The sequence below is a fragment of the Brevibacillus sp. JB24b genome (genome assembly GCF_051713385.1).
GTDB lineage: Bacteria > Bacillota > Bacilli > Brevibacillales > Brevibacillaceae > Brevibacillus_B > Brevibacillus_B laterosporus.
This window is the reverse complement of record NZ_JBNVQV010000001.1, coordinates 2,065,607-2,090,372: the sequence shown is the minus strand read 5'-3', so window position 1 is coordinate 2,090,372 and position 24,766 is coordinate 2,065,607. Positions and strand designations below refer to the sequence as shown.

Sequence of the window (24,766 nt, the reverse complement as noted above, 5' to 3'; positions counted from 1 at the left end):
AATGAGTTCTACAACTCACCATTTTCATATGTAAAAGTAGCCTACGTAGAGTAACTAAGAAGAAAAACAGGGGACTACACTTTTTTATCATAGTGTGGAACAGTATGAAAAAACCCCATGACGGGGTTACATCGCGTAGTTATATGGCCGTAACGGCCTCAGATGTCTTCCTGCACCAATTGTCGAATGATGGGTACCATTCTGATAAATAAAGACGCCTTTCGACATAACTCTCACAGGATTACATACTTCGCTAAGAATGAGCATAGTGGAAATAGAATGATTTGTCAACCATTTGTCTTTTTTTAGGAACAATAAGTCAGCATCTGCACCTGGCAACAAACTTCCTTTAATAGGATAGCATCCCGCCAGCTTTGCAACGTTCGTGGAAGCTAGTCGTACCGTTAAGGACAGGATTCGCTCTGCTTCCCCACGCGCCCATAGTTGTGATGGAACAGTTAACTCCTTTATAGAAGCAAATAGCGAATGGTGTAAATACCAATTTTTCAGTTGCCTCAATAGCCATCCATGCTCTTTCTGTTTCTCTTCAAGTTTCCCAACCGGCTGGAGATGATAAAAAGAAATCGCTTCTTTTATTACGTCTTTTGTTTGATTTTCATTTATGCAGGTGCGAATCTTTCCATAGTGGCAATATTGCAACCATGCTTCTATGATAGTCTGACGATCTTCTCGGGAAATGGTTTCACCTAAAATGTGCAAATGCAGTGACACTCGTCCCTGCAAAAGAAGCGGATACAGGCTATTCCAGTTAATTCGGTGCACTTCTTCTAATGTGCATACCATAATTTGGATGATCCGAAATCCCTGTTTAATCAATTGACGAATCCTATCATACTGACATTCAGCAGCCATTATTTCTATTCGAACAGCATAATCAAGGGGGCTATTGTAATGGGGTGATAGCTGATACATGCATTGTGACTCATCCATCCAATTACCTATTTTAATGGTATCAATAAATGTTGTGATTCCCTGTTCAACCAACATTTGGATCTGTTGAACATATGAATGGGTAGGCCTATAACTCAATGAATTAGTTCTCAATACTTGTAAAAATCCTGGCAAAATATAATATTCGGAAGCATCAATTTCTACTATAGCTTGTCCACTACTCCATTTTCTGCATAATGTATCCGGATGAGTGCGTACAATTTTACCTTTTTGAATCCAAATATCCGCTTGTTTCACCGCATGCTGTGTGACAACCGACGCATTACGAATTATCGTGAGAACTTCATCCATGCTCGTCCCCCTCTTAATCTTTTCGTCATCAAGAATATCTTTACTACCAACATATGAGCAATTTTCTTGATTATTCCCAAGATTCTAGGTTTCAAACAATTGGTTTCAAAAACAAAAAAGCCGTTGATCGAATGAAAGCGCATTCAACCAACGGTAGCACAATTGTGCTATATATTTGGATAGGAGTGGAGAGAAACCATACTGTACTTCTAATTATACCCATATTTAGTAACTTGTCAAACTATTTTTATCGTAAGTATATTTTCGAAAAATAACATTTTCTATTCCAAAATAGAACCCCAGCAAGGAGAGCCTGACTTGCAGGACCTCTTTCCATTGCTGGGATTTTCCTTTAAAGCGTAGTATCAAAGTTGATACTTCCTAGATCAGTTGATATTTGGACAGGAAAGGTACCATCCCCCAAGGTTTTCATCGCCTTGACACTTGCCCCGTTACGTTCAACTTGTAACTCATTGCCAGAGATACTCCCCAATTTGGTACTCGCTGTTAACGACACCTGGCTCGTTTTTGGTATATGTACCATAACAGCCCCTAGATCAGAATGTAGCTGCCAAGGTCCATTAAGAACTACATTACTTGAAACATTAATTTTACCTGCATCATTACCTACATACAATGTTCCTTGTACCGATCCGTTGACAGTAATCATTCCTACATTTGAACGGAGAGTTGCATTCGAAATGTTTGTCGCTTCAATAGCACCCGCATTAGAACTAACTTTTAGTTGTTCTGTAATGTCAGAAACCGTAACCTTGCCTGCATCTGATTTTATATCTGCTTTTCTTACCTTTTTAATGTCTGTTAGACCTGCTTTTACATCAGAGGTAATCTCTGTATTTTCTGGGACCATCACATACAATGTTAAATCACGGGCCTTATTGTAGTTATCCCTGATCTCTATACTGGTTTCTTGGCCTTGTTCTATTCTTACTTCTATATCTTTCGCTCTTTGTTCTGCCTCTTCCTTGGAATCAGCTTTAACATTTCCATCAACACGGATATGAAAACGACCATCTGAAGAACCTTCTACCATAACTTTACCAAAATCATTTGTAATCCGAAGCGCTTGCATACCAGCTACTTCCAAATCGTTTTCCATGACTGTAACAAATTGCACAGGCCCCTTGTAAAGACGATTCGTTACTAGCTCCATGATGTTTCCATTAGAAAAAGCTTGGTAAACGTTTGCCCCCATAAGAATCACAACCATTAAAATCAAGCTACTAGCATCTAATTTCCAGCCTGGACTATTTTCAGATGTTTGAAATAATTGGCGTAAAATTAATTCAACTCCAATGATAATAAGTAGCAACGGCCAAAACTTTAAGACGGTTGCTAAAAAGTTCGTATAAAAAAGTTGATCTACTAAAATGCCAATCCCTATCGCTAAAACAGTAATGGCTAATTGCCAAGGACCGATCCGCTTGTAACGCGAGCGTTGGGGATTTAAAGTTGATTGTTTTTCTTCTGGCTGACGCATGAACTTCTCCTCTCTCACTACATCCGTTTATACGTTGAGCTAATTGTAGCATATCACATTTGATATCGGCTCAGTCCTTGGACGTATCTTGGACTAAGACCCTCGGTTGTTTTGGATAAGAGTATACATAAACAGGAAATAGCTTCTACCAATGATGATAGAAGCTACTCTACTAGACCCTTATGAACTTAAGCTTTGTTTGATCCAATCCTCTAAACTTAGCGCTGACAAATGGATGCGAGTAAATTAGCAAAACCGGGGAACGATACATCGATTGCTTCTGCTTGTCGAACAATTGTCTCACCTTGTGATGCCAATCCAGCAATAGCCATTGCCATACCGATACGATGGTCACCCATGCTGTTGATTTCCGTACCGTGTAAGACGCATTCTCCGGTAATGATCATACCATCGTCAGTAGGTTGAACCTTTGCACCAAACTTACCTAGCTGGCTTACCACAGTTGTGATTCGATCCGTTTCCTTCACCTTTAATTCTGCAGCGTCACGGATAATCGTTTCACCTACCGCTTGTGTAGCCATAACAGCAATAACAGGAATTTCGTCAATTAAACGCGGAATAAGATCACCTTCAATGACAGTACCATGTAGTTTTGTATAAGCTACATAGATATCTGCTACTGGTTCCTCGTTTACTATTCGTTCATTTCGTAATTCGATAGTCCCCCCCATAGCACGAACTACATCAATAATTCCTGTACGTGTTGGATTAATCCCAACGTTTGCAATCAAAAGCTCACTTTCAGGTAGCATCATAACAGCTGCTATTAAGAAAGCTGCAGAAGAAATGTCCCCTGGTACACTAATCTCTCTACCAATCAGTTTTTGCCCACCTTGCACGCTGACACTCTTCCCAGCTTGTCCTACTTCTACACCAAAAGCACGCAGCATACGTTCAGTATGATCGCGCGATACGCTTGGTTCCTCTACAATTGTCGTTCCAGCTGCTTGCAAACCAGCCAATAAAATAGCAGACTTTATTTGGGCACTAGCCACTGGAGAAACATAGGTTATGCCTTTCAAATCCCCTCCACGTATAGATAGTGGGGTGAACTCGCCATTTTTTCGGCCATCTATCTTAGCACCCATTTCACGTAAAGGACCTACCACTCGTCGCATTGGACGTTTCGCAATAGATTCATCTCCTTCTACTACACAATGAAATGGTTGCGTAGCTAAAATACCACTCATTAAACGGATGGTAGTACCAGAGTTACCTACATCAAGCTTTTGATTCGGCTCTTGTAACCCAAACCAGCCTTTTCCGTGGACAGTTACGTGATCACCTTCTCGCTCTATTGAAACACCCATGCGCGAAAAACAATCAATCGTACTCAAGCAATCTGCTCCTTGTAAAAAACCACTTATTCGTGTGGTTCCCTCTGCCAGTGCCCCAAACATGACAGCCCGATGCGAAATCGACTTATCTCCAGGTACTTGTGTTTCCCCTTGTATTCTCTTAGCTGGTTGAATGGTTAACATGACTATACCCCTCTCTCAATCTACCTCTTTTAATCTCTACGATACACATTGTAATCAAAATAACGAAGGAGTTCTATGCCTTTTGCCAGCTCTGTTTCATTGCGGAAGCTGATCCGCAGCGCGCCATATTCGTCCTCACGTGTTTCCCTGATTTGTAGGTTAGTAATACTTATCTCCTTACTTCCTAGTAAAGTGGTAATTCTACCAATCTCACCTGGATGGTCAGGAATATCGATATATAAATCGTGTAGAGGTGGAAGAGCTCCTAGACGTCGTTCCGGTATAGAGTCACGGAATTCACGCGCATCTTGAAAGAAGGACTCAATCTCGTTCGCATCATCCTGTTCCAAAGCATGGATAATCGCAGTAAAATCCTCTTGCCAATCGCGAGCGATCTGTAACAGATATGTTTTATTGCTTAGTAAAACATCTCTCCAGAGTTTTGGATTACTAGAGGCAATACGAGTAATATCACGAAATCCACCTGCTGCTAATCGATGATACCATGGTTTTTGAGTGTTATATTTCGATACTTGATTGACTAATAGAGCAGCGATCAAATGAGGAAAGTGACTGATCGCTCCAACGATTTCATCATGTTCGTCAGGCTGTAACACAATGACTTTAGCACGCAGTGGGTCTAGTACCTCCTGTAAAAGCTCTACTTGCTCAAAGGGTGTCTCTTCATCTGGTGTTAGCACGTAAAAAGCATTTTCAAATAAACGTTCATTTCCTGCTTCTACCCCTGATTTATGTGACCCTGCCATGGGATGACCCCCGATAAAAGTAACACCTTTCTCACGTAAAATGTGCGCACTTTGTACTACCTGATATTTTGTGCTCCCTACATCCGTAATAATTGTTCCTTCTTTTAAACACAATTGAGCTAGTGATTGCATAAGATGATGGATTTGCTCTACAGGAGCTGCAATAAAAATAATATCCGCTTCCTTCACAGCAAGTTGCAAGTCCGTGCTTCCTGAATGGATAACTTCTTTATTGATCGCCTTGTCCAGTTGTTCCTGATGTAAGTCAAACCCGATAATTCTGTTATCAGGATTCTGACGCAATGCAAGTCCAATGGAAGCCCCTATTAATCCTACTCCCAGAATGGCAATTGTTCTATTCATATTCTCCGCTCCACTCCACAGAATCTCTCTATTATTTTCTCCTTTACCTGTCTCATATCTTGCATGAGAACGAAGTAGAACATATAGATAGTAGAAAAAGCCGGTGTTGACCGGCCTACTCCACTACTTATATTACTATTTTTGCCTTATCATTTTTCTATTTGGTTATTTTTTAGCAGCTTCCGTCACTAGACTTTCCAAAGCTACTAACAGCTTATCGTTTTGCTCGCTATCTCCAATCGTAACACGCAGATAACCGGGATGACCGAGCGCATTGCCTGATCGAGTGATAATTCCTTTTTGCAACAAGGATTGGAAAGCCTCGTCAGAATCTCTCTTTACTTCTAATAGAACAAAGTTCGTTTGAGAAGGGAAATAGTGTAAACCTAGTTCATCACATTTGTCAGTGATACGCTTCATCTGCTGACGATTTTTTTGACTACATTGTTTAACGAATTCTTGATCCGAGATCGCTGCACGTGCTGCTATTTGAGAAAGAGAGCCTGTATTAAACGGCCCACGCACATGATTAAGATGTTGTACGACATCTGGATTAGCTATACCATACCCGATACGCAGGGCTGCTAATCCATAGATTTTAGAGAATGTACGTAAAATAATGATATTTTTGTATTTATCAAGGAGCGGTATGGTTTGTGGGTAATTCTCGTCTACTACATATTCATAATAGGCTTCGTCCAGTACAACTAATACGTTAGCTGGTACTTTTTCTAAAAAGGCAAGTAACTCATTTGATGTATTCATTGTTCCAGATGGATTGTTAGGATTGCATACCCATATCACCCGAGTCTGTTCATTCATTGCAGCTAACATCGCCTCTAAATCGTGGACGCCATCTTTTAGCGGTATTTCAAGTAAATCAGCACCCTCTACCGTCACATTTGATCTGTATTGAGAAAATGTCGGAGTCGCCATAACGCTATTTGTGCCCTTTTCCAGATAAGCACGGGAGATCATCAGTACAATTTCGTCAGAACCATTGCCGAAAATCAATTGTTCAGGTTGTACGTTTAAAAATTCTGCAAGTTCCCATCGCAGTTGCATACTTGCACCATCTGGATAGATAGCCAGATCATTCATTGCAGCTAGCATCGCTTCTTTTACTACAGGGGAATAACCGTATGGATTTTCATTAGAAGCTAATTTAATTACTTCTGTAAGGCCCAATTCACGCTTTACATCCTCGATAGGTTTTCCTGGTTTGTACACCGGAACACTTAAAATTCGCTCTTTTGGTAGCACTTGTCCTCACCCCATGCTTTTTGTTTCTGTTATTTTAACTCATTGGATAAGGAATTTACAAACTTTTTCACACGTTCTAATCCACTGTTTCGCGTTTCCTCACTAGAGAGAGCTTCTAGATTTTTCTCAACCTCTCTGACAATTGCACTTCCAACAATCACAGCATCAGCATAATCTGCAACGGCCCGAACTTGTTCAGGGGATGAAATTCCAAAGCCAACAGCTATAGGTATACTGCTATTTTCACGAGCATTTTTTATTAAATCATCCAATTCGGGCGGTAGATTGTCTCGAACTCCTGTAACCCCCAATGAGGATACGCAATATAGAAAACCATCTGCTGCTTTGCCAATCATCGCGATTCGTTCCTTTGATGTTGGGGCAATCAATTGAATCAAATGTACCCCATTTTTCTTTGCCGCTACACGAGCCGCTGTACTCTCCTCAAATGGTAAGTCTGGGATAATGGCCCCATCAAGTCCAAAAGCCTGTAAATCAGCAAAGAAACGCTCCACACCATATTGTATGACTGGATTACAATATGTAAAGATCACCAGTGGAATGTTCACCCCTGATGCACGTAACCTTTCTCCCAGTAAAATAGCATCCTTCAGTTTCACACCCTGAGCCAAGGCTCGCTGTGAAGCACGTTGAATAATCGGCCCATCCGCCAGAGGATCAGAATATGGCACACCAAGTTCAATGATGTCGGCTCCTGCTTCAATTAGCTTGTGTACCAGATCAAATGTTACATCCAAAGAAGGATCTCCTACAGTAATGAAGGGAATAAATCGTTTTATTGTTCGATCAGCAAACAGCTCTTCCATTCTTGTCATCGTATGTTGCATGTTAATTCCCCTCCTTGCTCAGATGGTTTTGTAATGTGTGAACGTCTTTATCCCCTCGACCAGAAAGGCACACAGCAATGATTTGATCCGAACTCATTCGTGGAGCACGCTTTACGACTTCCGCTATGGCATGAGAGCTTTCCAAAGCAGGCAATATTCCTTCCAATTTAGTGAGCAATTGGCAAGCTTCTAAAGCTTCCTGATCAGTAATTGCCACATACTCCACTCTGCCGCAATCTTTTAAATAAGAATGTTCGGGACCTACACCTGGGTAATCAAGTCCAGCTGAGATTGAGTGAGCTTCCTTCACCTGTCCATCATCATCCTGCAACAGATACGTAAGAGATCCATGAATGACACCTGGACTCCCTTTCGTCAATGTTGCTGCATGCTTATCTGTCTCCACTCCCTCTCCGGCTGCTTCTACCGCAGTCAATCTCACCTGATCTTTCACAAACGGATAGAAGAAGCCAATCGCATTGCTCCCTCCTCCAATGCATGCGATAAGTTCATCAGGCAAACGCCCTAGCTGTTCCAAGGATTGTGCACGTGTCTCTATTCCAATAATTTTTTGGAACTCCCGAACCATATAAGGATACGGATGCGGTCCCATCGCCGAACCAATAACATAGTAAGTTTCTTCTACATTGCTCACCCAATAGCGAATCGCTTCATTGGTAGCATCCTTTAAAGTAGCCGTTCCTGATGATACTGGAATGACTTCTGCTCCTAAGAGCTTCATCCGAAACACATTTAACTCCTGTCGTTTAATATCCTCTGCGCCCATAAAAACCTTGCACGAAAGTCCCAGACGTGCTGCTACAGTCGCACTTGCTACCCCATGCTGACCGGCTCCTGTTTCCGCGATAATTGCTTGCTTACCCATTCGCTTAGCTAGTAACGCTTGCGCTAAGGCATTATTTAATTTGTGAGCGCCAGTGTGATTTAAATCTTCTCGTTTTAAGTAAATTTTGGCCCCTCCCAGATGCTCACTCAAACGTTGCGCATAATAAAAGGGAGTCGGTCTGCCTGAATAGTAGCGAAGAAACTGATTTAATTCTGCATGAAAGGACTCATCCTCCAACGCTTCCACTAAGCTTTTCTCCAATTCGATTAAAGCTTTCATTAGGGTTTCAGGAACAAATCTGCCCCCATATTCACCAAATCTGCCTGATTGCAGGACAGACTCATCTCGTACATTCGTAGCTTGTGCCATACTGCTTCACCCTTTCTACTAATTTTGTTATTTTGTGAGCATCCTTCACACCATTTGTCTCTACCCCACTGGAAAGATCAATTAAATCTGGTGCATATTTGTTAAGTAAAGTTTCTACATTCTCTATTGAAATACCACCTGCAATGATTGCGGGCAAGGGAGATATCATTCGTTGCAGATCGGGAATGTGCGTCCACGTAAATTTTTTCCCCGTACCTCCTGCTTGTTTCTGGTCATGCGTGTCAAACAAGTAGGCTTGCACACTATTTTGGTAGGAGGCAAGCTTTTCTGATAGAGAGTTTTCCTCTGCCCCTATTCCGATCGCTTTCCATACAGGCTTGCCATAACGTTTTCGTACCATTTGGCAGAATTCTGGCGTTTCTTGACCATGCAATTGGATAACATCCAACAGTACCTGATTTACAGTAAGATCTAGTTCAGATAAACTCGGATTAACAAAAACACCTACTAGTCGAGGAAAAGACCTTGCCTTGTTTTCAGTTTGGTTTGAGTCCACTATATTCCTAGCTTCTTCAACCAAAGTCCTTGCCTGCTGTACTGTCACCTGACGCTTACTTTCAGCAAAAACAAAGCCCGCATATTCCACTCTTAGCTGTTGTAACAAGACCAATGTATTTGAATCCTTAATCCCACAAATTTTTAAAGCGGTCATATCGTTTCACCTCGTGAAATCATCTGCGGTTTCATCTGTTGATCTTGCATTAGGTCACGAACGGCACTAACCACGTCCAGCTGACGCATAAACTGCTCACCTACTAAAATGGAGCGTGCTCCTGCCGTCCCAACTGCCTTCACATCTGCTGCTGTCGCTAAACCACTCTCACTTACTACAGGAATTTTTGTAGGGATCAGTTTTAAAAGCTCTACTGATGTGTTTAGATTCGTGGTAAAGGAACGCAAATCACGATTATTTATGCCAAGTAGCATGGGATCGACTACAGACAAAACCTGCTCTAATTCCGCGTGGTCATGAACTTCTATTAAAACATCTAGTCCAACCTCTACTGCCATTTGATAAAAGTGCTTGATTTGTTCACGATCCAGAATGGCTGCAATCAATAAGATAGCATCCGCACCACTCGCTCTCGCTTGAACAATCTGGTATTCATCAATAGTAAAATCTTTACGTAACAGCGGCTGGAGAACCAATTCTCTTATGATGTGTAGATACTTCAAATCACCTTGAAAAAATGTTTCGTCCGTTAAAACCGATATCGCATCTACACCAGCTTCCTGATAGGACTTTGCAATAGCAGCAGGATCAAAATCAGCGCGAATGATGCCTTTTGACGGAGAAGCTTTTTTTACCTCAGCAATTAGACTTACCTTCCTGGGACTTGTGGTTAGAGCTTTGACAAAACCACGAGTACCTGGCAGTGCTTGAATCTCCGTAAGCATCTGTTGAAGAGTTGTTTCTTGACGAAGGGCAGCCACCTCCACTTTTTTTTGCTCAACAATTTTACGAAGCATGATGAACCCTCCCCATTACCTGACGTAGTTGTTCAAGCTTACGCATTGCATTGCCATTGTCGATCAATTCTGCCGCTCTGATGACACCCTTTTGCAAACTACTTACTTTATCTGTGAGATACAGAATTGCACCTGCATTGAGTAGCACAATATCTCTTTTAGCACCCCGTTCTCCTTTAAAAATTTTCTCGAGGATTAGTGCGTTCTCTGCTGCGTCACCACCTACAAGCTCTGCGGAGGTCCCGAGCTTCAATCCAAAACGCTCTGGGTCAATTCGATACGCGGATACCTCACCATCTCTTAATTCAGCTACTTCGCTTTCCCCCGTAATCGTTAATTCATCTAAACCGTCCAGTCCAGCTACGACCATTGCTTTCGATACTCCTAACTGACTTAATGTCTGGGCGATTGGGACCAGCAGCTCACGATCGTACAAACCTAATAACTGACGATCAGCCCGAGCAGGATTCGTTAATGGACCTAGTAAGTTAAAAACCGTTCGAATTGCCAGCTCTTTTCTCGGTACAGCCGCATGGCGCATCGCTTCATGGTAAAGTGGTGCGAATAAAAAACAAAGATTGGTTTCTTCCAAACATTCGGCCGCTTGCTCAGGCGTCAGTTGAATCGGAATACCTAGTGCTTCTAACACATCAGCGCTACCGCACTTACTAGAAACAGCCCGATTTCCGTGTTTGGCGACGATGACACCCCCACTAGCAGCTACAATGGCTGAGGCTGTCGAAATATTAAAGGTAGAAGCACCATCTCCCCCAGTGCCACATGTATCAATGACATTCTGTTTAGCAATCGGAAATGTTTTGACCCGTTCACGCATCGCTTCTGCAAAACCGATCAATTCTTCAACCTGTTCACCTTTTACCCTTAGAGCCGCTAGAAAAGCACCGATCTGGGCATGTGTTGCTTTTCCATCCATGATTTCACCCATCGCTAATCGAGCTGTCGTACGATCTAGGTGTTGCTTACGGCTAATCTTATCCAAGGAGGTCGTTAGCATAACGCTACCCCCTTTGGTTGAAAGAGTTGCTCTGCTTTTTCTAGCGCTTTGACCATGGCTGCTGCCTTATTCATCGCTTCTTGATATTCTAGTTCTGCTACCGAATCAGCGACGATGCCACCCCCTGCTTGTATATGCACCTGATCCTGTGTAAACAGCAGGGTACGAATCGTGATGCAGCTATCCAAATTGCCTGTAAAGCTAAAGTAGCAAATGGAACCTGCATAGGTGTGCCTGGCATCACGCTCCAATTCGGCAATGATTTCCATCGCTCGCAATTTAGGAGCACCAGACACGGTACCAGCAGGGAAAGCGGCCAGAAGAGCATCAAAACAATTCAAATCTTCACGCATCTCTCCAGACACATCTGTGACAATATGCATCACATGCGAGTAACGATCCACATGTAAGGGATTTTCCACCTTTACGGTACCGTACTTGGAAACTCTCCCTACATCATTTCGGGCCAAATCTACTAACATATGATGTTCAGCCAATTCTTTAGGATCGGCCAACAATTCTTGCTCTAACGCCAAATCTTCCTCGTTAGTTGCTCCGCGTTTGCGAGTACCAGCTATCGGACGAACTTCAACCTTGTTGTTCTGAACTTTTACCAGAACTTCCGGTGATGCCCCGACCAGAGTCGCTGATCCCAATGGTAGGTAATACAGGTAAGGAGAAGGATTAGTTGTTCTCAGCATTCGATAAACAGCAAACGGGTCCACATTCGTCTTCATCGTCATGCGCTGAGAAAGAACAACCTGAAAGATATCACCACTGGCAATATACTCTTTTGCTTTGGAGATCATCGTCTCATACTCTGAGAGAGTCATGTTACTTTGCAAACTGCTTGTCTTTGGCTTCTTGGCTACTTCGCCTACCTGACTTGGCTTGCTCGATGACTCCAAATTCTCCATCTGACTTATTTTATTTAATTGCTGTAGCCTTAAATCACTCGGGATAGCTGTATGCATGATGTGATCACGTAGAGCAACCAAACGAGCTCCAGCCTTTGCATACTTGATCTGTAGCGATTCTTCTGTGTCCTCCTCAGAAACCCTGAGATGAACCATGCATTGAATCTCTTGCTTTACATGATCATAAACAAGCATTTCATCTACAAAGACGACGTGCATATCCGGGATATCGAGGGGGTGGTTCTGGTGCTTAGGCAATTGCGTCTCTACATAGCGCAATGTATTGTATCCTAAATATCCGATTGCTCCACCTGTCAACGGCGGAAAATCATGAATGGAAGGTGCTCTATACTGCTGACATAGTTCTCGTAGCACTTCCATGGGATTTCGGTTACACTGCTCTCGCTCCCCCGACTCTTTGAGAAGCGTCACCTTCTGATCAATAGCTTCTAACCGCAAAAAGGGGCGTAGTCCTATAAAGGAGTACCTAGACCAATGTCCCCCTCCTTCCACACTTTCTAGTAGGAAAGCTGCTTCTTCCGTACATTTTTGATACAAACTGATCGGCGTTTCCTGATCAGCTAAAAGGGTAAGACGAATCGGAATAAAATTGTGTGTAGATGCATAGTGCTGCACCTCTTGAAATGTAGGTTCTAACATGGATAACACACCTCTCTTCTTTAGATAGAAAGAGGATGGTCATATAGGAGATGGGATATTGTGTACGACAAAAAACACCCAGGAAAGAGTCCTGGGTGTTGGTTTTTAGCATAACGAAACCAGTCTCAGCTCTCCTCGTCTCATACAACCTATCTCTTCTCAACTCTACTCAGCTCTCAACTAACCTGCTAACTTGCTCTTGACTGCCTTCTCATTCTTAACTAGTAAAACTTGCTCTTACTTTACAAAACCTTCGACCCTACTGTCAACTATTCTTTTACTAAATCTGGACGTAAGCGAACTGCTTCCCGAAGAAAAATATGTTTAATTTCATGTGGAGACTTATCGGTATTGATGTGTAGCATAACACGGATACAGTTCTTTAAACTACCCGCCACAGGAATTTCTTTTGCACACATAAGTGGAACATGCTCCCAATTCAGAAATTCACGGGCAGCCTGAGCGGGAAATACAACATCCAAATCCTCTGTCATAGTTATAATAACGCTCGCTATATCGTCGGTTTCAATTTCATTTTTTTGCACCATCTCACGCAAAAGCTCTGCTGTTGCCTCTAAAATTTCGCTTTTATCATTTAGGATGACCGTTGTCGCACCACGGACCCCTCTAACCTTACTCATTGTTGTGATTCCTCCCACTGTTCGCTCATAAACCGTAGTACATCTTTTTCTTCTACCCTAGGCACAATCTCTACATGCTCCATAGATGTTGGTAAAATAAGTGTAAGTGTACCTGCTACGCCCTTTTTATCCAGATGCATTGCCCTCAAAACATCTTCTGGATGTAATTCTTTTGGCCATTGAGTTGGGAGTCCAAAGGCTGCAAGTACTCTTTGTGTACACTCTGCTACACCTTCTGGCGCCATTCCAATAGATTCTGCATAACGGGCAGCTAAAACCATCCCGATCGAGATTGCTTCACCATGATTGAGCTGATCATAACCAGTTAATGCTTCAAAGGCATGGCCAAAGGTATGACCTAAATTTAAGGTCATGCGAATATCTTGCTCAGTCTCGTCTTTGGCTACCACCGCCGCTTTTACTGTGCAGCCACGATAGATTGCTTCACTAACCAGTTCAGCATCCAGCTCCATCAGACCTTTCGCATGCTCCTCCAGCCATCGCACAAATCCTTCATCTGAGATCAGGCCATGCTTAACCACTTCTGCAAAACCTGCCGAGATTTCTCTAGGTGGTAATGTTTGTAGAGTGGCCACATCGTAAATTACCATCAGGGGTTGGTGAAAAGCTCCAATTAAATTCTTACCTAGTCGATGATTAATCGCTACCTTGCCACCTACCGAGCTATCATGAGCCAATAAGCTTGTGGGAATTTGCACAAAATCAATTCCACGCATGTATGTAGCCGCTACAAAGCCAGCCAAATCACCTACAACTCCACCGCCTAACGCAAGCACAACAGATTTGCGATCAAGTCCTGCCTCAATAGCAGCTGTCATTACCTCTTCATAGACAGCAAACTGTTTCGCTTTTTCACCAGCTAAAACAATGTGGGAAAAAACCTGGTAACCCGCTTGTTCTAAGTCAAGTTGTAATGGCTTCAAATAATGTTGCGCTACATGAGCATCTGTAATTAGGAATAACTTTTGCGTAGCTTTGATGTTTGCCTCCTGCAATAGGGCAGGTGTCTGGCTCAACAAACCCGCCCCAATATGAATCGGATAAGCTCTTTCATTCAAGTCAACTACTAACGTACGTTTTTCCATTAGAATCTCTCCGTATAAGCTCGATATTCTTCTACATTTGCCACCATATCGTCTAAAGCATCTGATGGGAATTTCTCACACATTGCACGAGCAATTTCCCAAGCAACGACCGCTTCAGCGACTACACTTGCAGCTGGTACAGCACAGCTATCTGAACGTTCAATAGTGGCTGCAAATGGCTCTTTGGTATCGATATCTACACTCATTAACGGTTTATATAAAGTAGGGATAGGCTTCATTATTCCACGCACCACGATTGGCATTCCAGTGGTCATACTTCCCTCCAAACCACCTGCCCGATTCGTTTTACGACTGTAGCCTTTACCTTCCGTCCATTCAATCTCATCGTGTACCTGGGAACCCGGCAAGCCTGCCGCTTCAAAACCAATTCCGATCTCTACTCCCTTAAACGCTTGAATACTCATAATGGCTTGAGCTAATCTTGCATCCAGCTTGCGATCCCATTGCACATAACTACCTAAACCAATAGGTACACCTTCCACAATCACTTCTACAATTCCACCTAAAGAATCGCCTTCTTCTTTAGCGCGATCAATAAGCTCCATCATTTTTTTCTCTGCAACAGGGTCAATGCAGCGTACAGGCGAATCCTCAGTAATTTGCATTAGCTCATCTAAGGATACTTCACGTTCTTCGGCCACCACCTGCCCGATTCTCTTAACATGACCAGCTACACGAATTCCAAATTGGGATAATAATTGACGTGCCACAGCACCTACGGCTACCCGCATTGTTGTTTCCCTCGCACTAGAGCGCTCTAGGATATTTCTCATATCCCTCTGGTGATATTTAATAGCCCCATTCAAGTCAGCATGACCAGGACGTGGACGCGATACACGACGACGTGCTTCATCCTCTTCTGGCACAGGTGCAGCACTCATAATCTTTTGCCAGTGGGTCCAGTCATTATTCTCAACAATCAACGTAACAGGAGCCCCCGTTGTGTAACCATGACGAACACCAGATACGACCTGAACAGTATCTTTCTCGATCTGCATCCGGCGACCTCGACCATGACCTTTTTGACGACGATGTAATTGTTTGTTTATTTCGTCAAATGAAAAGGGGAGATTGCTGGGAATTCCTTCAATAATTGCTGTTAATTGTGGTCCGTGTGACTCTCCTGCGGTTATATATCTCACTCTTCTCTCCTCCAGTCAAATCCTTTAACACTTTTAAGCGATATAATATCATACATAGCCTAAGATGAAAACAAAAATAGACAAAATGCTTCTCACAATAAGGAGAAGCATTCTGCCATCTCTATAGATGATCGATTGTTATCAGTCGATCAGCCTGCTCACGATAGTAGAGTCGCTTCTGCATCACTAAGTTTTCCAGCTGGCGAGTTTCCGCTCCTAGAATTTGTCCACACTCTTGCAAATTGATGAGCCCATGTCGATACGCTTCAATCACCTTTGATTTATCCATTGACTCGTTGCCTCCATCTGGAAATGTTTGTCTTCCTAGTAGCTATTGTTCAATAAATAAATCATTGGTATACATCTTTCGTTATGATTTTATAACCTTTTTATAAAAAAACGTATCTTCTACCTCAAACTGATATTGCTGTGGTTGGAAAATTTGCTCTGTACTGCCTACGAACAATACGCCACCAGGGCGAAGGGCACGACTAAACTTTTGATATAGCTCATGTTTCGCTTCTTCTGTAAAGTAAATCAAGACATTTCGGCAGATAATTAAATCAAAGCCTGTATCAAACGACTCGGCTAGCAGATTATGCTTTTTAAAGTGCACGGCATTTTTGATTTCTTGATCCAGACGATAGGTGATCTGGTCTTTATGAAAATATTTTTGTAATAAATCTTTCGGGCAATCTTGTAGGGAACGCTCAAGATATATTCCCTGCTTCGCTTTCGCCAGCGCTCCCTCATCAATATCACTAGCCAAAATGCTAGAGGACGCCAGTAATTGCTTTCTTTTTAACACAAGTGACAGTGTATACGGTTCTTCTCCTGTAGAGCACGCTGCACTCCACAGCTTCAAACGGCGGGATTCCTCATATAATCTTGGCAAAATTTTATTTTCGAGCGTCTCCCATCTGCCTGGATTTCGGAAAAACTCTGAAACATTTATCGTCATCCGATCCAAAAATTCGTAAAATAAATCCTGATCTTTATTCAGGCCCTCAAAATACGAGACAAAGCTATTAAACCCCCGCTTTAATCGTAACGAAGTTAATCTGCGCTTCATTTGTGCCTCTTTATATAGCGCTAGATCTATCCCTGTTTTCTTTTTGATGAGTGCAATAAATTGCAAGAAGTCTTTATCCTCCACTATGTATAATCCCCCTTTTGCCTTACTCCAAGCCATTCGTTACACAATTCGCCAAATCCTGCTACGATACGAAAAAAAGACCTTCAAAAGAAGGCCCTTTTTACGAAATTTGTCATATTAGATCCAACGAGCGATCGTTTTTTCTACGGAAACGATTTCATCCTTCGAGAACCAAAGACCAATTTCACGTTCTGCACTTTCAGCAGAATCAGAACCGTGAATGATATTCATGCCTACAGATACTGCATAATCACCACGGATTGTACCAGGTGCTGCATCAGCTGGGTTTGTTTTTCCCATCATGTTACGAGCAGTGCTAATAACCTTGTCGCCTTCCCATACCATTGCAAATACTGGACCGGAAGTGATGAAATCTACCAATTCACCAAAGAAAGGACGCTCTTTATGTTCAGCATAATGCTCCTCCGCTTTTTCACGGCTCACATTCATTAGTTTAGCGCCAACCAAAGCAAAGCCTTTTTTCTCAAAACGGGCAACGATCTCTCCTACTAGATTACGTTGTACGCCGTCTGGCTTTACCATGATAAAAGTTTTTTCCATTCGAATGCCCCTCCATACCTCTATGTAGAGAATATTTGTACCATCAAAAATTTTATCAGAAGTAGACCGTACAAGCAACCGCTCAGTTGCAGAAACTTCAATAAATTTGGTCGATATGGAAAAGTTGTTATTTTCACATAGTTAAGAGGTATACATCTTTTCATCCATGTAGTTCTACCCTTATACAAAAAGCCCCTTTCCAACAAGAAAGGGGCTTCTCTCATCCATTTTTTACTAAAATTTACGTCCACCAATATAATCAGCAATTTGCATCAATGATTTTTTTGTCGATGATGCAGGCAAATCTGCTAATGCTTGTTTAGCTCTATCGATGTAGCGTTCAGCCAACGCTTGTGAATAAGCAATCCCTTCTCCTTGATGGATCAGAGGAATTGCCTGTTCAATACGGGAGTTGATTTCACCCGTACGCATCCACTCTTGAAAGATATCCTTTGTACTGCCCTGATAAGCACTAAAAAGAGCTGGCAAAGTGACATTTCCTTGACGTAAGTCACTTCCTGCCGGCTTGCCTAGTTGTTTTTCTGTTCCTGTAAAATCTAAGATATCATCTGTGATTTGAAAAGCCATTCCTACATTATAGCCAAAATGATACATACGACGCACCACATCTGCCGAAGCATTTGTTGCAACAGCACCAAGTTGACAGCTAATTGCAATTAAAAGAGCGGTTTTGCGTTTGATCCGACGCAAATAATTACGCAATCCCTGATTCCAATTTCCTAAATCGCGGACTTGCTCAATCTCCCCTTTACACATCTCCACAATTGCTTTAGAGAGAATTTGATGAATCTCTGGATTAGATAATTGCGTCACAATACTTAATGCCCTTGCTAGTATGTAGTTCCCGGAATACATCGCCACCCGGTTGTCCCATTTCGTACGTACGGTGTCTTTGCCTCGACGTTTGTTTGCATCATCCACCACATCGTCGTGAACAAGTGTGGCCATATGAATAAGCTCAAGCGGTACAGCTATTTGAGATAAATTTTGCACATTATAATCTCCAAATTTACCCGCTAGCAACACAAAGACAGGGCGGATTCGCTTTCCACCTGCCTTTAGAAGGTGGGTAGAAGATTGGTAGAGTTCACGAGACTCTGGTTTAATGGCCCGTTCCAGTTCTCGTTCGATATATGTTACATCACTTTTTACTTGCATATAGATATCGACCAGATTCATTTCATCCACCTAACTCGTTGACATAGTAGTAATGTTGTCTGTTGCCCAAAATGCTACCTTCACCGGCTTGGGCAATAGACCAAGATCAGCCGTGCAAGCATAGTAATGTTCCAATCCTATTATTTGTTCCTGTGTAAAATCATGAATTAATCCAGTAAAATAACCTTCCCAGAAAGTTACATCGCCACCAAAATGCTTATGAGCGTACTGAACTATTTCACTACAATCGGCATGACTCTTGTTCTTGCTATGAACAAATTCTTCATGAAGTTGATGTAACAATTTAGCATGTGTTTCAACAGCTTCTCTACGAATAGCCCATACAGCAAACGTCATAGGGTACCCTGTATGCTCATACCAAAGCTGCCCTAAATCATACACATAATATCCCAAATCCTGCTGACGAGCTAGAATCGCTTCATCTCCAATTAACAAGGAAGCATCGTATTCTTGCATCATCACCTTGATATCAGGACGCATCGTGGTATATTCGGGAGTCATCCCCTTAAATTTTTCCAATATAACTCGTAGCAAATTGACAGACGTAGCAGAGGTATTCGTTAACGCAATATGTGCTCGATCCAGTTGATCAATCGGGCGTTTACTAAATAAGAAAATAGAACCTACAGGACCTTTAGCACCAACACATACATCTGGCATCAATACATATTTATCTACATGTTCAGCGTAACTGAAGGAAGATATAGGACCTACGTCGATGATTCCCTCCGCCATTGCTCTATTTAATTGTGCAGGATATTGCTGGATAAAATCAGCTTTCCCCAAAAAGCGGTCTAAATTTACATAAAAATAGACAGGAAGCGTATTTGTATATAAGATCTGTCCGACCTGTAGTTGTGTTTTACTCATGGCCCTCTCCCCATCTCGTAAACAAATGATTTTCTACATCAAGCTGGTCAAGTGCTTTGCCAACCACGAAATTCACTAGGTCATCAAGTGTTTGCGGGCGTTGATAGAAACCAGGCATCGCAGGGAGAATCTTTACCCCGATACGGCTTAGTTTCAGCATATTTTCTAGATGCAGCGCGTTAAAGGGTGTTTCACGCGGGACCAGCACCAGCTTACGTCCCTCTTTAATCATTACATCTGCACAACGTTCTAATAAATTGCCAGAAGCCCCGTGAGCAATACCAGAGAGCGTCCCCATCGAACATGGAACAATGATCATCCCATCGCTTTTGTAAGAACCACTCGCCATTGGACAATTAAAATCTCGTAACGTCCAATAATGTAGCTCACCTTCGGAATATTTCTCAAAATACTCCAGTAAAAACGTCTCACGTTCATCTACAGTAGGTGCAAAATCCAATTCATCATGAAAGACCTGCCAACCAGCTTCTGTTATCATCAAATGAACCGTATGCCCAGCTCTCAGCAATTCTTCAACTAGTCGAATCCCATATTTGGCACCACTTGCTCCTGTTATGCCTACTCCTAGCTTCATCTTTTTCATAGAATCACCAGATCCAGAACAGTGAAGCAACAAATGACTACGCTAAAAATTCCATTCATTGCAAAGAAAGCAATTTCAATTTTAGACAGGTCATTATGTTTAACTTGACTGTGTTCATAGAATAAAATCGCTGCCCCAGCAATAATCCCTATGAGAAACCATACGGATAGGTTAGTCGTCATATACATCAGTAGGAGACCAAGAATGGTCAATAAATGACAGGAGCGAGCAATTATTAGTGCATTCTTAATTCCGAACCGACTAGGGATTGAGTACAGCCCTTCCTTGACATCAAACTCTGTATCCTGACAAGCATAGATAATATCAAAACCAGCTGTCCAGATCATTACTGTAAAGAACAGTAGCATCGCAGTCCAATTTACTTGACCTGTGGTTGCTATCCAACCACCCAATGGTCCAAATCCAAGCGCTATGCCTAAGATAAAATGGCAAAGCCATGTAAAGCGTTTGCAATAGGAATATAAGACTAATACAAAGACCGCAAGTGGTAAAAGCTTAACCGCTAAAGGATTTAATTGCGATGCAGCAACGAATAGGACCAAGAAAGAAACAATGATAAAAACAAGAACTTCAGCAACAGATAACAGACCTGCCGGAATGGCACGCTTCGCAGTTCGTGGATTTTTGGCATCAATGACACGGTCAATCAAACGATTTAGTGACATAGCTGCGCTTCTTGCCGCTACCATCGCTATCGTAACCCAGAAAATTTCCCCCCAGGTAGGCCATGTACCTTCTATAATTATATTTCCTAGTACTGCCCCAATAAAAGCAAAAGGCAGCGCAAAAATACTATGTTCAAATTTAATCATTTCGAGAATGATTTTCACTTTACTAAACACCATTTGACTTGCACTTCCATTCTATTTTGCGGATAAGCTATGCATTTTTTGTACCGATATGCAGGGCAGATACACCACCCATAAACAATTTTACCTGTACATGATCAAGCCCCGCTCTTTTAAACATCTCAGCCAGTTCTTTACTATCAGGGAAATTCGTGAGGGACTGAGGTAACCAAGCGTATTCTTCATACTTATTCACTACCATTTTAGCAATAATTGGTAGCATTTTATAGAAATAAAGATAAAATAGCTGACGATATGGCATAAATGGTGGCTTTGATACTTCTAAAGACACAACCTTGCCCCCTGGCTTTACCACGCGCGTCATTTCGTTGAGCACCGTTTGTACATCTGGCACGTTACGTAAAGCAAACCCAATCGTAACAAAATCAAATGTATTATCTTCAAAGGGCATTTTCATCGCATCGGCATTAACTAATTGAACCTGGCTTATCCCTTCCTTTTCAACCTTGTACGCTCCTACATTTAACATATTTTGGCTGAAATCAAGCCCAACCACTTTCCCATTAGGACCTACTGTTTTGGCCAAGCTTATTGTCCAATCGCAAGTCCCACAAGCAACATCCAGGCAAGTATCACCTGGCTTCACTTGCATTTGGTTCATCGTATACTTGCGCCATGATGCATGGCTACCAAAACTGATGACATTATTCATACGATCATATTCATCCGCGATGCTTTCAAAAACGGAATGTACATATTCCGCTTTCGATGGTTGTCCATGTGTGTTCAAAGCCTACATCTCCTCTGCCCGCTTTAACCGTTGTACTCGATTCGTATAGCGAGAAGTCACCCACGCTAACTCGCTTTGTGTTTCGCCCGATTTTAATGTAACGATCAATTGCTCACAGATATGCAATAACTCCATGACTTTCCCTTCAATCATTTCTACCACATTGGTGATTGTAGAACCTGGTTTCTGTAGCAAAAATTGAGTCAAACCACTAGGTGCTTGCTCTTGCCACTGTAACTGCTCCCATTCCCCGATCAGTTGTTCAAAAGCTGAGGTCTGTTCAAACAAGCTAGTCCAAAATTCGCGTACAGAGTCACTTGTTGCATATTTGTCTACAAAAGCTACATAAAGAGCCGTATCAATCTTTTTGCGCAAGCTAAGATACGTCTCCTGTGTTAATTTATTGTCTTTTTGAGCAATATATAGCTTCATTTTCATTTCGTGAGCAAGTTGGTTACCGACAGACAAAATCTGGATAGCTTCAATTTCATTAGCGTCTGCGAGCATATTATAATAAAGACTACTGTAATAATCCCCCGCTAGAACAGTCAACTGTCTATTACGTTCGGAAACCAGAGTTTTTTCATAATGATTCCGTACTGTTTCATGTGTATCAATGCCTAATTGTACTAACCCAGTCGCTACCGAGAGCAGATGAGCTCGTTCTTTGGTGAAGCCGTTCTCATGTAAAAAGAAGAATAAGAGAGCGAGTCGATTTTCAGCCATGGCTGGGACATCCACATATTGTTGAATATATGTTTGTTGTATTCGACCTTGAATTTCTTCGATGATAGCTTTTAATTCCTGTGAATATACATTTCGATCTGTGCCCATTATGCCTCCTCCATCTAAAGCGTTGAAGCTCCATCACTGTCCCCATTTTTTACAAAGAATGTAATGTTTTTGAACACAAAAAATGGTACGCAGTAATCCATCGCCATACAGTATATCACACTTTTAAAGGAAGGAATAATTTTCTGCTGTAATCAGGTTGCTTCTTTTACAAAAAAATGCTGTTTTACATACTGCTTTACATCGACCAGTTCAGTTGGGCTTTTCCATTTATCTTCTTGTCCGATTTGCGTTCGATCAACTTCGATTAGAAGCAAAGCTGAACTCTTTGTATTTGGTTCATTGGGTCTAGCGAATTGAAGGGTGACATGCTTAACATTCGTCGTTTTGTTCATCAGAACATACACAATTGAATAGGCATCATGAAACATGAGGTCATTTACTTTCTTGTGGTCTTCAGGTAAGGTCAACGTGAGCATGATAGCAGGTTGGTCCCACTCTACATGACTTATCTTATAATGAGTTTCCAGTAAAGTAAATAAATCCACAAGATTGTGTGAACTTACCGTGAGTTTAGGAATTTCCTGAAAGGTAGGTACATCCGTTATGGGTCCTTTTTTCGTAAAAACCGGCAAAACTGACAACAACAGGGATAATCCTACTGAAATCATCATCGCGAATAAAAATCGTCGTGGCATTTCTGCATTCCTCCTTCTTCTCCATTCTACATAAGAAAAAAGCAGGCTATGCCTGCCAAGGAGAAAAATGCTGATATAACCCTTCGAAAGGAATAAAGAATATTTTTCTACTTGTCTATCTCCGACGAATCGTTATACCTTTTTTCTATAACGAAAAATACCCTTTAGCTCCCTATAAGTACGAAATGGCTTACTGATGACACGGTAGGGCATGGTCGAGATAAAATGGCTCAAATCTTCTCTGAATTCCTGAGTAATCCGTTGTGGCTTCGAAATAATTCGATCAACATACTGCGTATAAATTTCTTTCAATAAATCTGGTTCCATAACGCTCTCTTTTCCACATTGCTCACATTTGACCATATATAAAATATCATGTACATACGTGACAGTGTGAGGTGCTTGACCAAGACAAGTTATACAGTAGAGTTCCGTTTCAATCACTGTCTCTTCCAAACCCGTTCCCTCCTTACTCCTCAATCTTGCCTTTCTCATCATTTCTAGCAAGTAATTCTCTGGCTGTGCGCTCATCTATAAATAATTTATGGAAATAGCCACCACGTAGGGCAGCCGTAATTGCTGTCACCTTTGCTAAACCAGTCGCTACCGCAATTACGGTTGGAATCTGAAACAGGTCTGGTAAGTCAATACCAATAACACGATTGTTCAATGGTATATTAATCTGCTTACCATCTCTGTCTATAAAGCGGGAACCTATATCTCCCACGGCCTGATTTTGTTTTAACTCTTCCATTTCATCTTCTTTCAAATATCCCATGTTAAACAATGTTGATTCTTCTAAAAAGCCGATTCCTAACAACGCAATCTCTACCTTACGAATTTGATCTAGTAAAACGCGAATAGATTCCGATTGCAGTATCTGTTCTTTTAGTTCCACTGTTTCTACCAACGCTGGCGCATACAAAAACTCACAGTTTGCCCCCATTCGTTTTGAAAGTTCATAGGCTAATTGATTAGAATGGATTTCCACGTATTTGCGTCCCGTTCCCCCAACAAGAGGGTATACCATCATTTCTGGATTTCTTTCGTACGGGTACTCATTTACCATATGATACAGGGTGGTCCCCCATGATAATCCGATACTCTTGACATTTTTAGCTAATTTAGATAGGTGCATGGCTGCTTCCTTAGCTACTAGTTGCTTTATTAATTCCTGATTCTCAATTCCGTTCACAGGAACAACAATTGCCTCATCTAAAGAGAACATCTCTTCTAGCTTTTGTTCAATCTCCACTACGTTTACAGTTTCATCTTTAATAATGATCTCTACAATTCCAGCATCTTTTGCTTTTTGTAGGAGTTTGGATATAACAGGGCGGGAAACCCCGATCTTTTTAGAGATTTCTGCTTGTGTTAGTCCTTGAAAATAATATAGTTTAGCGACGCGTACGAGTTCCCTTTTTTCTGCCCAATCCATTGTCTCACCTCTCTTACATCTATCTTCCTTCCTCTATTATAAACGTAAACTCATAGTAGCGCTAAATAGAAAACAAATTCCTATCCCAAATGAATCGCTGAAAAAATCACT

The 24,766-nt window shown here is 41.8% G+C and carries 25 protein-coding genes and 1 pseudogene; all 26 read right to left on the bottom strand.

Features of this window, described 5'->3' with window-relative positions; all coding sequences use genetic code 11:
* Positions 1-126 precede the first annotated feature (126 nt).
* On the bottom strand, positions 127-1,263 hold the full coding sequence (locus ACQV1I_RS10205) for a hypothetical protein (protein WP_094698857.1): 1,137 nt from the start codon (positions 1,261-1,263) through the stop codon (positions 127-129).
* Positions 1,264-1,615: 352 nt separating this feature from the next.
* Positions 1,616-2,764, bottom strand: a complete 1,149-nt coding sequence (locus ACQV1I_RS10200; protein WP_094698858.1) for a LiaF transmembrane domain-containing protein — start codon at positions 2,762-2,764, stop codon at positions 1,616-1,618.
* A gap of 218 nt (positions 2,765-2,982) precedes the next feature.
* Positions 2,983-4,266, bottom strand: a complete 1,284-nt coding sequence (gene aroA / locus ACQV1I_RS10195; RefSeq protein WP_116333810.1) for a 3-phosphoshikimate 1-carboxyvinyltransferase — start codon at positions 4,264-4,266, stop codon at positions 2,983-2,985.
* A gap of 29 nt (positions 4,267-4,295) precedes the next feature.
* A pseudogene (locus tag ACQV1I_RS10190) lies at positions 4,296-5,447 on the bottom strand (prephenate dehydrogenase); the annotation flags it as partial.
* Positions 5,448-5,561: 114 nt separating this feature from the next.
* Complete coding sequence (gene hisC / locus ACQV1I_RS10185; protein ID WP_116333808.1) at positions 5,562-6,659, bottom strand: histidinol-phosphate transaminase; 1,098 nt, start codon at positions 6,657-6,659, stop codon at positions 5,562-5,564.
* Positions 6,660-6,688: 29 nt separating this feature from the next.
* Positions 6,689-7,507: a tryptophan synthase subunit alpha gene (trpA, locus tag ACQV1I_RS10180; RefSeq protein WP_116333807.1), complete on the bottom strand. Its 819-nt coding sequence runs from the start codon at positions 7,505-7,507 to the stop codon at positions 6,689-6,691.
* 1 nt (position 7,508) lies between these two features.
* Complete coding sequence (gene trpB, locus ACQV1I_RS10175; RefSeq protein ID WP_094698863.1) at positions 7,509-8,723, bottom strand: tryptophan synthase subunit beta; 1,215 nt, start codon at positions 8,721-8,723, stop codon at positions 7,509-7,511.
* Complete coding sequence (locus ACQV1I_RS10170; protein WP_116333806.1) at positions 8,695-9,396, bottom strand: phosphoribosylanthranilate isomerase; 702 nt, start codon at positions 9,394-9,396, stop codon at positions 8,695-8,697. The genes trpB and ACQV1I_RS10170 overlap by 29 nt, the downstream gene beginning before the upstream one ends.
* Entirely contained in the window at positions 9,393-10,214 is an 822-nt protein-coding gene (gene trpC / locus ACQV1I_RS10165; protein ID WP_116333805.1) for an indole-3-glycerol phosphate synthase TrpC, read from the bottom strand. The genes ACQV1I_RS10170 and trpC overlap by 4 nt, the downstream gene beginning before the upstream one ends.
* Positions 10,204-11,229, bottom strand: a complete 1,026-nt coding sequence (gene trpD, locus ACQV1I_RS10160) for an anthranilate phosphoribosyltransferase (RefSeq protein WP_116333804.1) — start codon at positions 11,227-11,229, stop codon at positions 10,204-10,206. Before trpD ends, trpC begins: the two co-directional genes overlap by 11 nt.
* Positions 11,223-12,806, bottom strand: a complete 1,584-nt coding sequence (gene trpE / locus ACQV1I_RS10155) for an anthranilate synthase component I (protein ID WP_116333803.1) — start codon at positions 12,804-12,806, stop codon at positions 11,223-11,225. Before trpE ends, trpD begins: the two co-directional genes overlap by 7 nt.
* Positions 12,807-13,075: 269 nt before the next feature.
* A complete protein-coding gene (gene aroH / locus ACQV1I_RS10150; RefSeq protein ID WP_018670102.1) occupies positions 13,076-13,447 on the bottom strand; it encodes a chorismate mutase in 372 nt (123 codons plus the stop codon).
* A complete protein-coding gene (aroB, locus tag ACQV1I_RS10145; protein WP_116333802.1) occupies positions 13,444-14,553 on the bottom strand; it encodes a 3-dehydroquinate synthase in 1,110 nt (369 codons plus the stop codon). Before aroB ends, aroH begins: the two co-directional genes overlap by 4 nt.
* Positions 14,553-15,716 (bottom strand): chorismate synthase, encoded by a 1,164-nt coding sequence (gene aroC / locus ACQV1I_RS10140; RefSeq protein ID WP_018670104.1) that lies wholly within the window; start codon positions 15,714-15,716, stop codon positions 14,553-14,555. The genes aroB and aroC overlap by 1 nt, the downstream gene beginning before the upstream one ends.
* 121 nt (positions 15,717-15,837) lie before the next feature.
* A complete protein-coding gene (locus ACQV1I_RS10135; RefSeq protein ID WP_018670105.1) occupies positions 15,838-16,005 on the bottom strand; it encodes a hypothetical protein in 168 nt (55 codons plus the stop codon).
* Between the two features lie 81 nt (positions 16,006-16,086).
* A complete protein-coding gene (locus ACQV1I_RS10130; RefSeq protein ID WP_018670106.1) occupies positions 16,087-16,872 on the bottom strand; it encodes a CheR family methyltransferase in 786 nt (261 codons plus the stop codon).
* 117 nt (positions 16,873-16,989) lie between these two features.
* Positions 16,990-17,433: a nucleoside-diphosphate kinase gene (gene ndk, locus ACQV1I_RS10125; RefSeq protein ID WP_003338555.1), complete on the bottom strand. Its 444-nt coding sequence runs from the start codon at positions 17,431-17,433 to the stop codon at positions 16,990-16,992.
* 234 nt (positions 17,434-17,667) lie between these two features.
* The gene (locus ACQV1I_RS10120; RefSeq protein ID WP_116333801.1) at positions 17,668-18,633 is read right to left on the bottom strand and encodes a polyprenyl synthetase family protein; all 966 of its coding nucleotides are present in this window, start codon (positions 18,631-18,633) and stop codon (positions 17,668-17,670) included.
* Between the two features lie 9 nt (positions 18,634-18,642).
* Positions 18,643-19,503 carry a menaquinone biosynthesis protein gene (locus tag ACQV1I_RS10115; RefSeq protein ID WP_116333800.1) on the bottom strand — a complete coding sequence of 287 codons (861 nt, stop codon included), beginning with the start codon at positions 19,501-19,503 and terminating at the stop codon, positions 18,643-18,645.
* Positions 19,496-20,107 (bottom strand): UbiX family flavin prenyltransferase, encoded by a 612-nt coding sequence (locus ACQV1I_RS10110; protein WP_018670110.1) that lies wholly within the window; start codon positions 20,105-20,107, stop codon positions 19,496-19,498. The genes ACQV1I_RS10115 and ACQV1I_RS10110 overlap by 8 nt, the downstream gene beginning before the upstream one ends.
* Positions 20,104-20,973 carry a UbiA-like polyprenyltransferase gene (locus tag ACQV1I_RS10105; RefSeq protein ID WP_116333799.1) on the bottom strand — a complete coding sequence of 290 codons (870 nt, stop codon included), beginning with the start codon at positions 20,971-20,973 and terminating at the stop codon, positions 20,104-20,106. Before ACQV1I_RS10105 ends, ACQV1I_RS10110 begins: the two co-directional genes overlap by 4 nt.
* A gap of 34 nt (positions 20,974-21,007) precedes the next feature.
* Positions 21,008-21,727, bottom strand: a complete 720-nt coding sequence (locus tag ACQV1I_RS10100) for a demethylmenaquinone methyltransferase (RefSeq protein WP_094698875.1) — start codon at positions 21,725-21,727, stop codon at positions 21,008-21,010.
* Between the two features lie 3 nt (positions 21,728-21,730).
* Complete coding sequence (locus ACQV1I_RS10095; protein WP_116333798.1) at positions 21,731-22,561, bottom strand: heptaprenyl diphosphate synthase component 1; 831 nt, start codon at positions 22,559-22,561, stop codon at positions 21,731-21,733.
* Positions 22,562-22,713: 152 nt separating this feature from the next.
* Entirely contained in the window at positions 22,714-23,217 is a 504-nt protein-coding gene (locus tag ACQV1I_RS10090; RefSeq protein ID WP_094698879.1) for a hypothetical protein, read from the bottom strand.
* 132 nt (positions 23,218-23,349) lie between these two features.
* Positions 23,350-23,673 carry a hypothetical protein gene (locus ACQV1I_RS10085; protein WP_018670115.1) on the bottom strand — a complete coding sequence of 108 codons (324 nt, stop codon included), beginning with the start codon at positions 23,671-23,673 and terminating at the stop codon, positions 23,350-23,352.
* Between the two features lie 13 nt (positions 23,674-23,686).
* Positions 23,687-24,655, bottom strand: coding sequence for a sugar-binding transcriptional regulator (locus ACQV1I_RS10080; RefSeq protein WP_094698881.1), 969 nt, complete (start codon positions 24,653-24,655; stop codon positions 23,687-23,689).
* Positions 24,656-24,766 lie beyond the last annotated feature (111 nt).

Excerpts from the sequence above, each read along its gene's own strand:
- ACQV1I_RS10205 (WP_094698857.1), bottom strand. The coding sequence starts at position 1,263 with ATGGATGAAGTTCTCACGATAATTCGTAATGCGTCGGTTGTCACACAG.
- ACQV1I_RS10200 (WP_094698858.1), bottom strand. The coding sequence starts at position 2,764 with ATGCGTCAGCCAGAAGAAAAACAATCAACTTTAAATCCCCAACGCTCG.
- aroA (WP_116333810.1), bottom strand. The coding sequence starts at position 4,266 with ATGTTAACCATTCAACCAGCTAAGAGAATACAAGGGGAAACACAAGTA.
- trpA (WP_116333807.1), bottom strand. The coding sequence starts at position 7,507 with ATGCAACATACGATGACAAGAATGGAAGAGCTGTTTGCTGATCGAACA.
- trpB (WP_094698863.1), bottom strand. The coding sequence starts at position 8,723 with ATGGCACAAGCTACGAATGTACGAGATGAGTCTGTCCTGCAATCAGGC.
- ACQV1I_RS10170 (WP_116333806.1), bottom strand. The coding sequence starts at position 9,396 with ATGACCGCTTTAAAAATTTGTGGGATTAAGGATTCAAATACATTGGTC.
- trpC (WP_116333805.1), bottom strand. The coding sequence starts at position 10,214 with ATGCTTCGTAAAATTGTTGAGCAAAAAAAAGTGGAGGTGGCTGCCCTT.
- trpD (WP_116333804.1), bottom strand. The coding sequence starts at position 11,229 with ATGCTAACGACCTCCTTGGATAAGATTAGCCGTAAGCAACACCTAGAT.
- trpE (WP_116333803.1), bottom strand. The coding sequence starts at position 12,806 with ATGTTAGAACCTACATTTCAAGAGGTGCAGCACTATGCATCTACACAC.
- aroH (WP_018670102.1), bottom strand. The coding sequence starts at position 13,447 with ATGAGTAAGGTTAGAGGGGTCCGTGGTGCGACAACGGTCATCCTAAAT.
- aroB (WP_116333802.1), bottom strand. The coding sequence starts at position 14,553 with ATGGAAAAACGTACGTTAGTAGTTGACTTGAATGAAAGAGCTTATCCG.
- ACQV1I_RS10135 (WP_018670105.1), bottom strand. The coding sequence starts at position 16,005 with ATGGATAAATCAAAGGTGATTGAAGCGTATCGACATGGGCTCATCAAT.
- ndk (WP_003338555.1), bottom strand. The coding sequence starts at position 17,433 with ATGGAAAAAACTTTTATCATGGTAAAGCCAGACGGCGTACAACGTAAT.
- ACQV1I_RS10120 (WP_116333801.1), bottom strand. The coding sequence starts at position 18,633 with ATGAATCTGGTCGATATCTATATGCAAGTAAAAAGTGATGTAACATAT.
- ACQV1I_RS10115 (WP_116333800.1), bottom strand. The coding sequence starts at position 19,503 with ATGAGTAAAACACAACTACAGGTCGGACAGATCTTATATACAAATACG.
- ACQV1I_RS10110 (WP_018670110.1), bottom strand. The coding sequence starts at position 20,107 with ATGAAAAAGATGAAGCTAGGAGTAGGCATAACAGGAGCAAGTGGTGCC.
- ACQV1I_RS10105 (WP_116333799.1), bottom strand. The coding sequence starts at position 20,973 with ATGGTGTTTAGTAAAGTGAAAATCATTCTCGAAATGATTAAATTTGAA.
- ACQV1I_RS10095 (WP_116333798.1), bottom strand. The coding sequence starts at position 22,561 with ATGGGCACAGATCGAAATGTATATTCACAGGAATTAAAAGCTATCATC.
- ACQV1I_RS10090 (WP_094698879.1), bottom strand. The coding sequence starts at position 23,217 with ATGCCACGACGATTTTTATTCGCGATGATGATTTCAGTAGGATTATCC.
- ACQV1I_RS10080 (WP_094698881.1), bottom strand. The coding sequence starts at position 24,655 with ATGGATTGGGCAGAAAAAAGGGAACTCGTACGCGTCGCTAAACTATAT.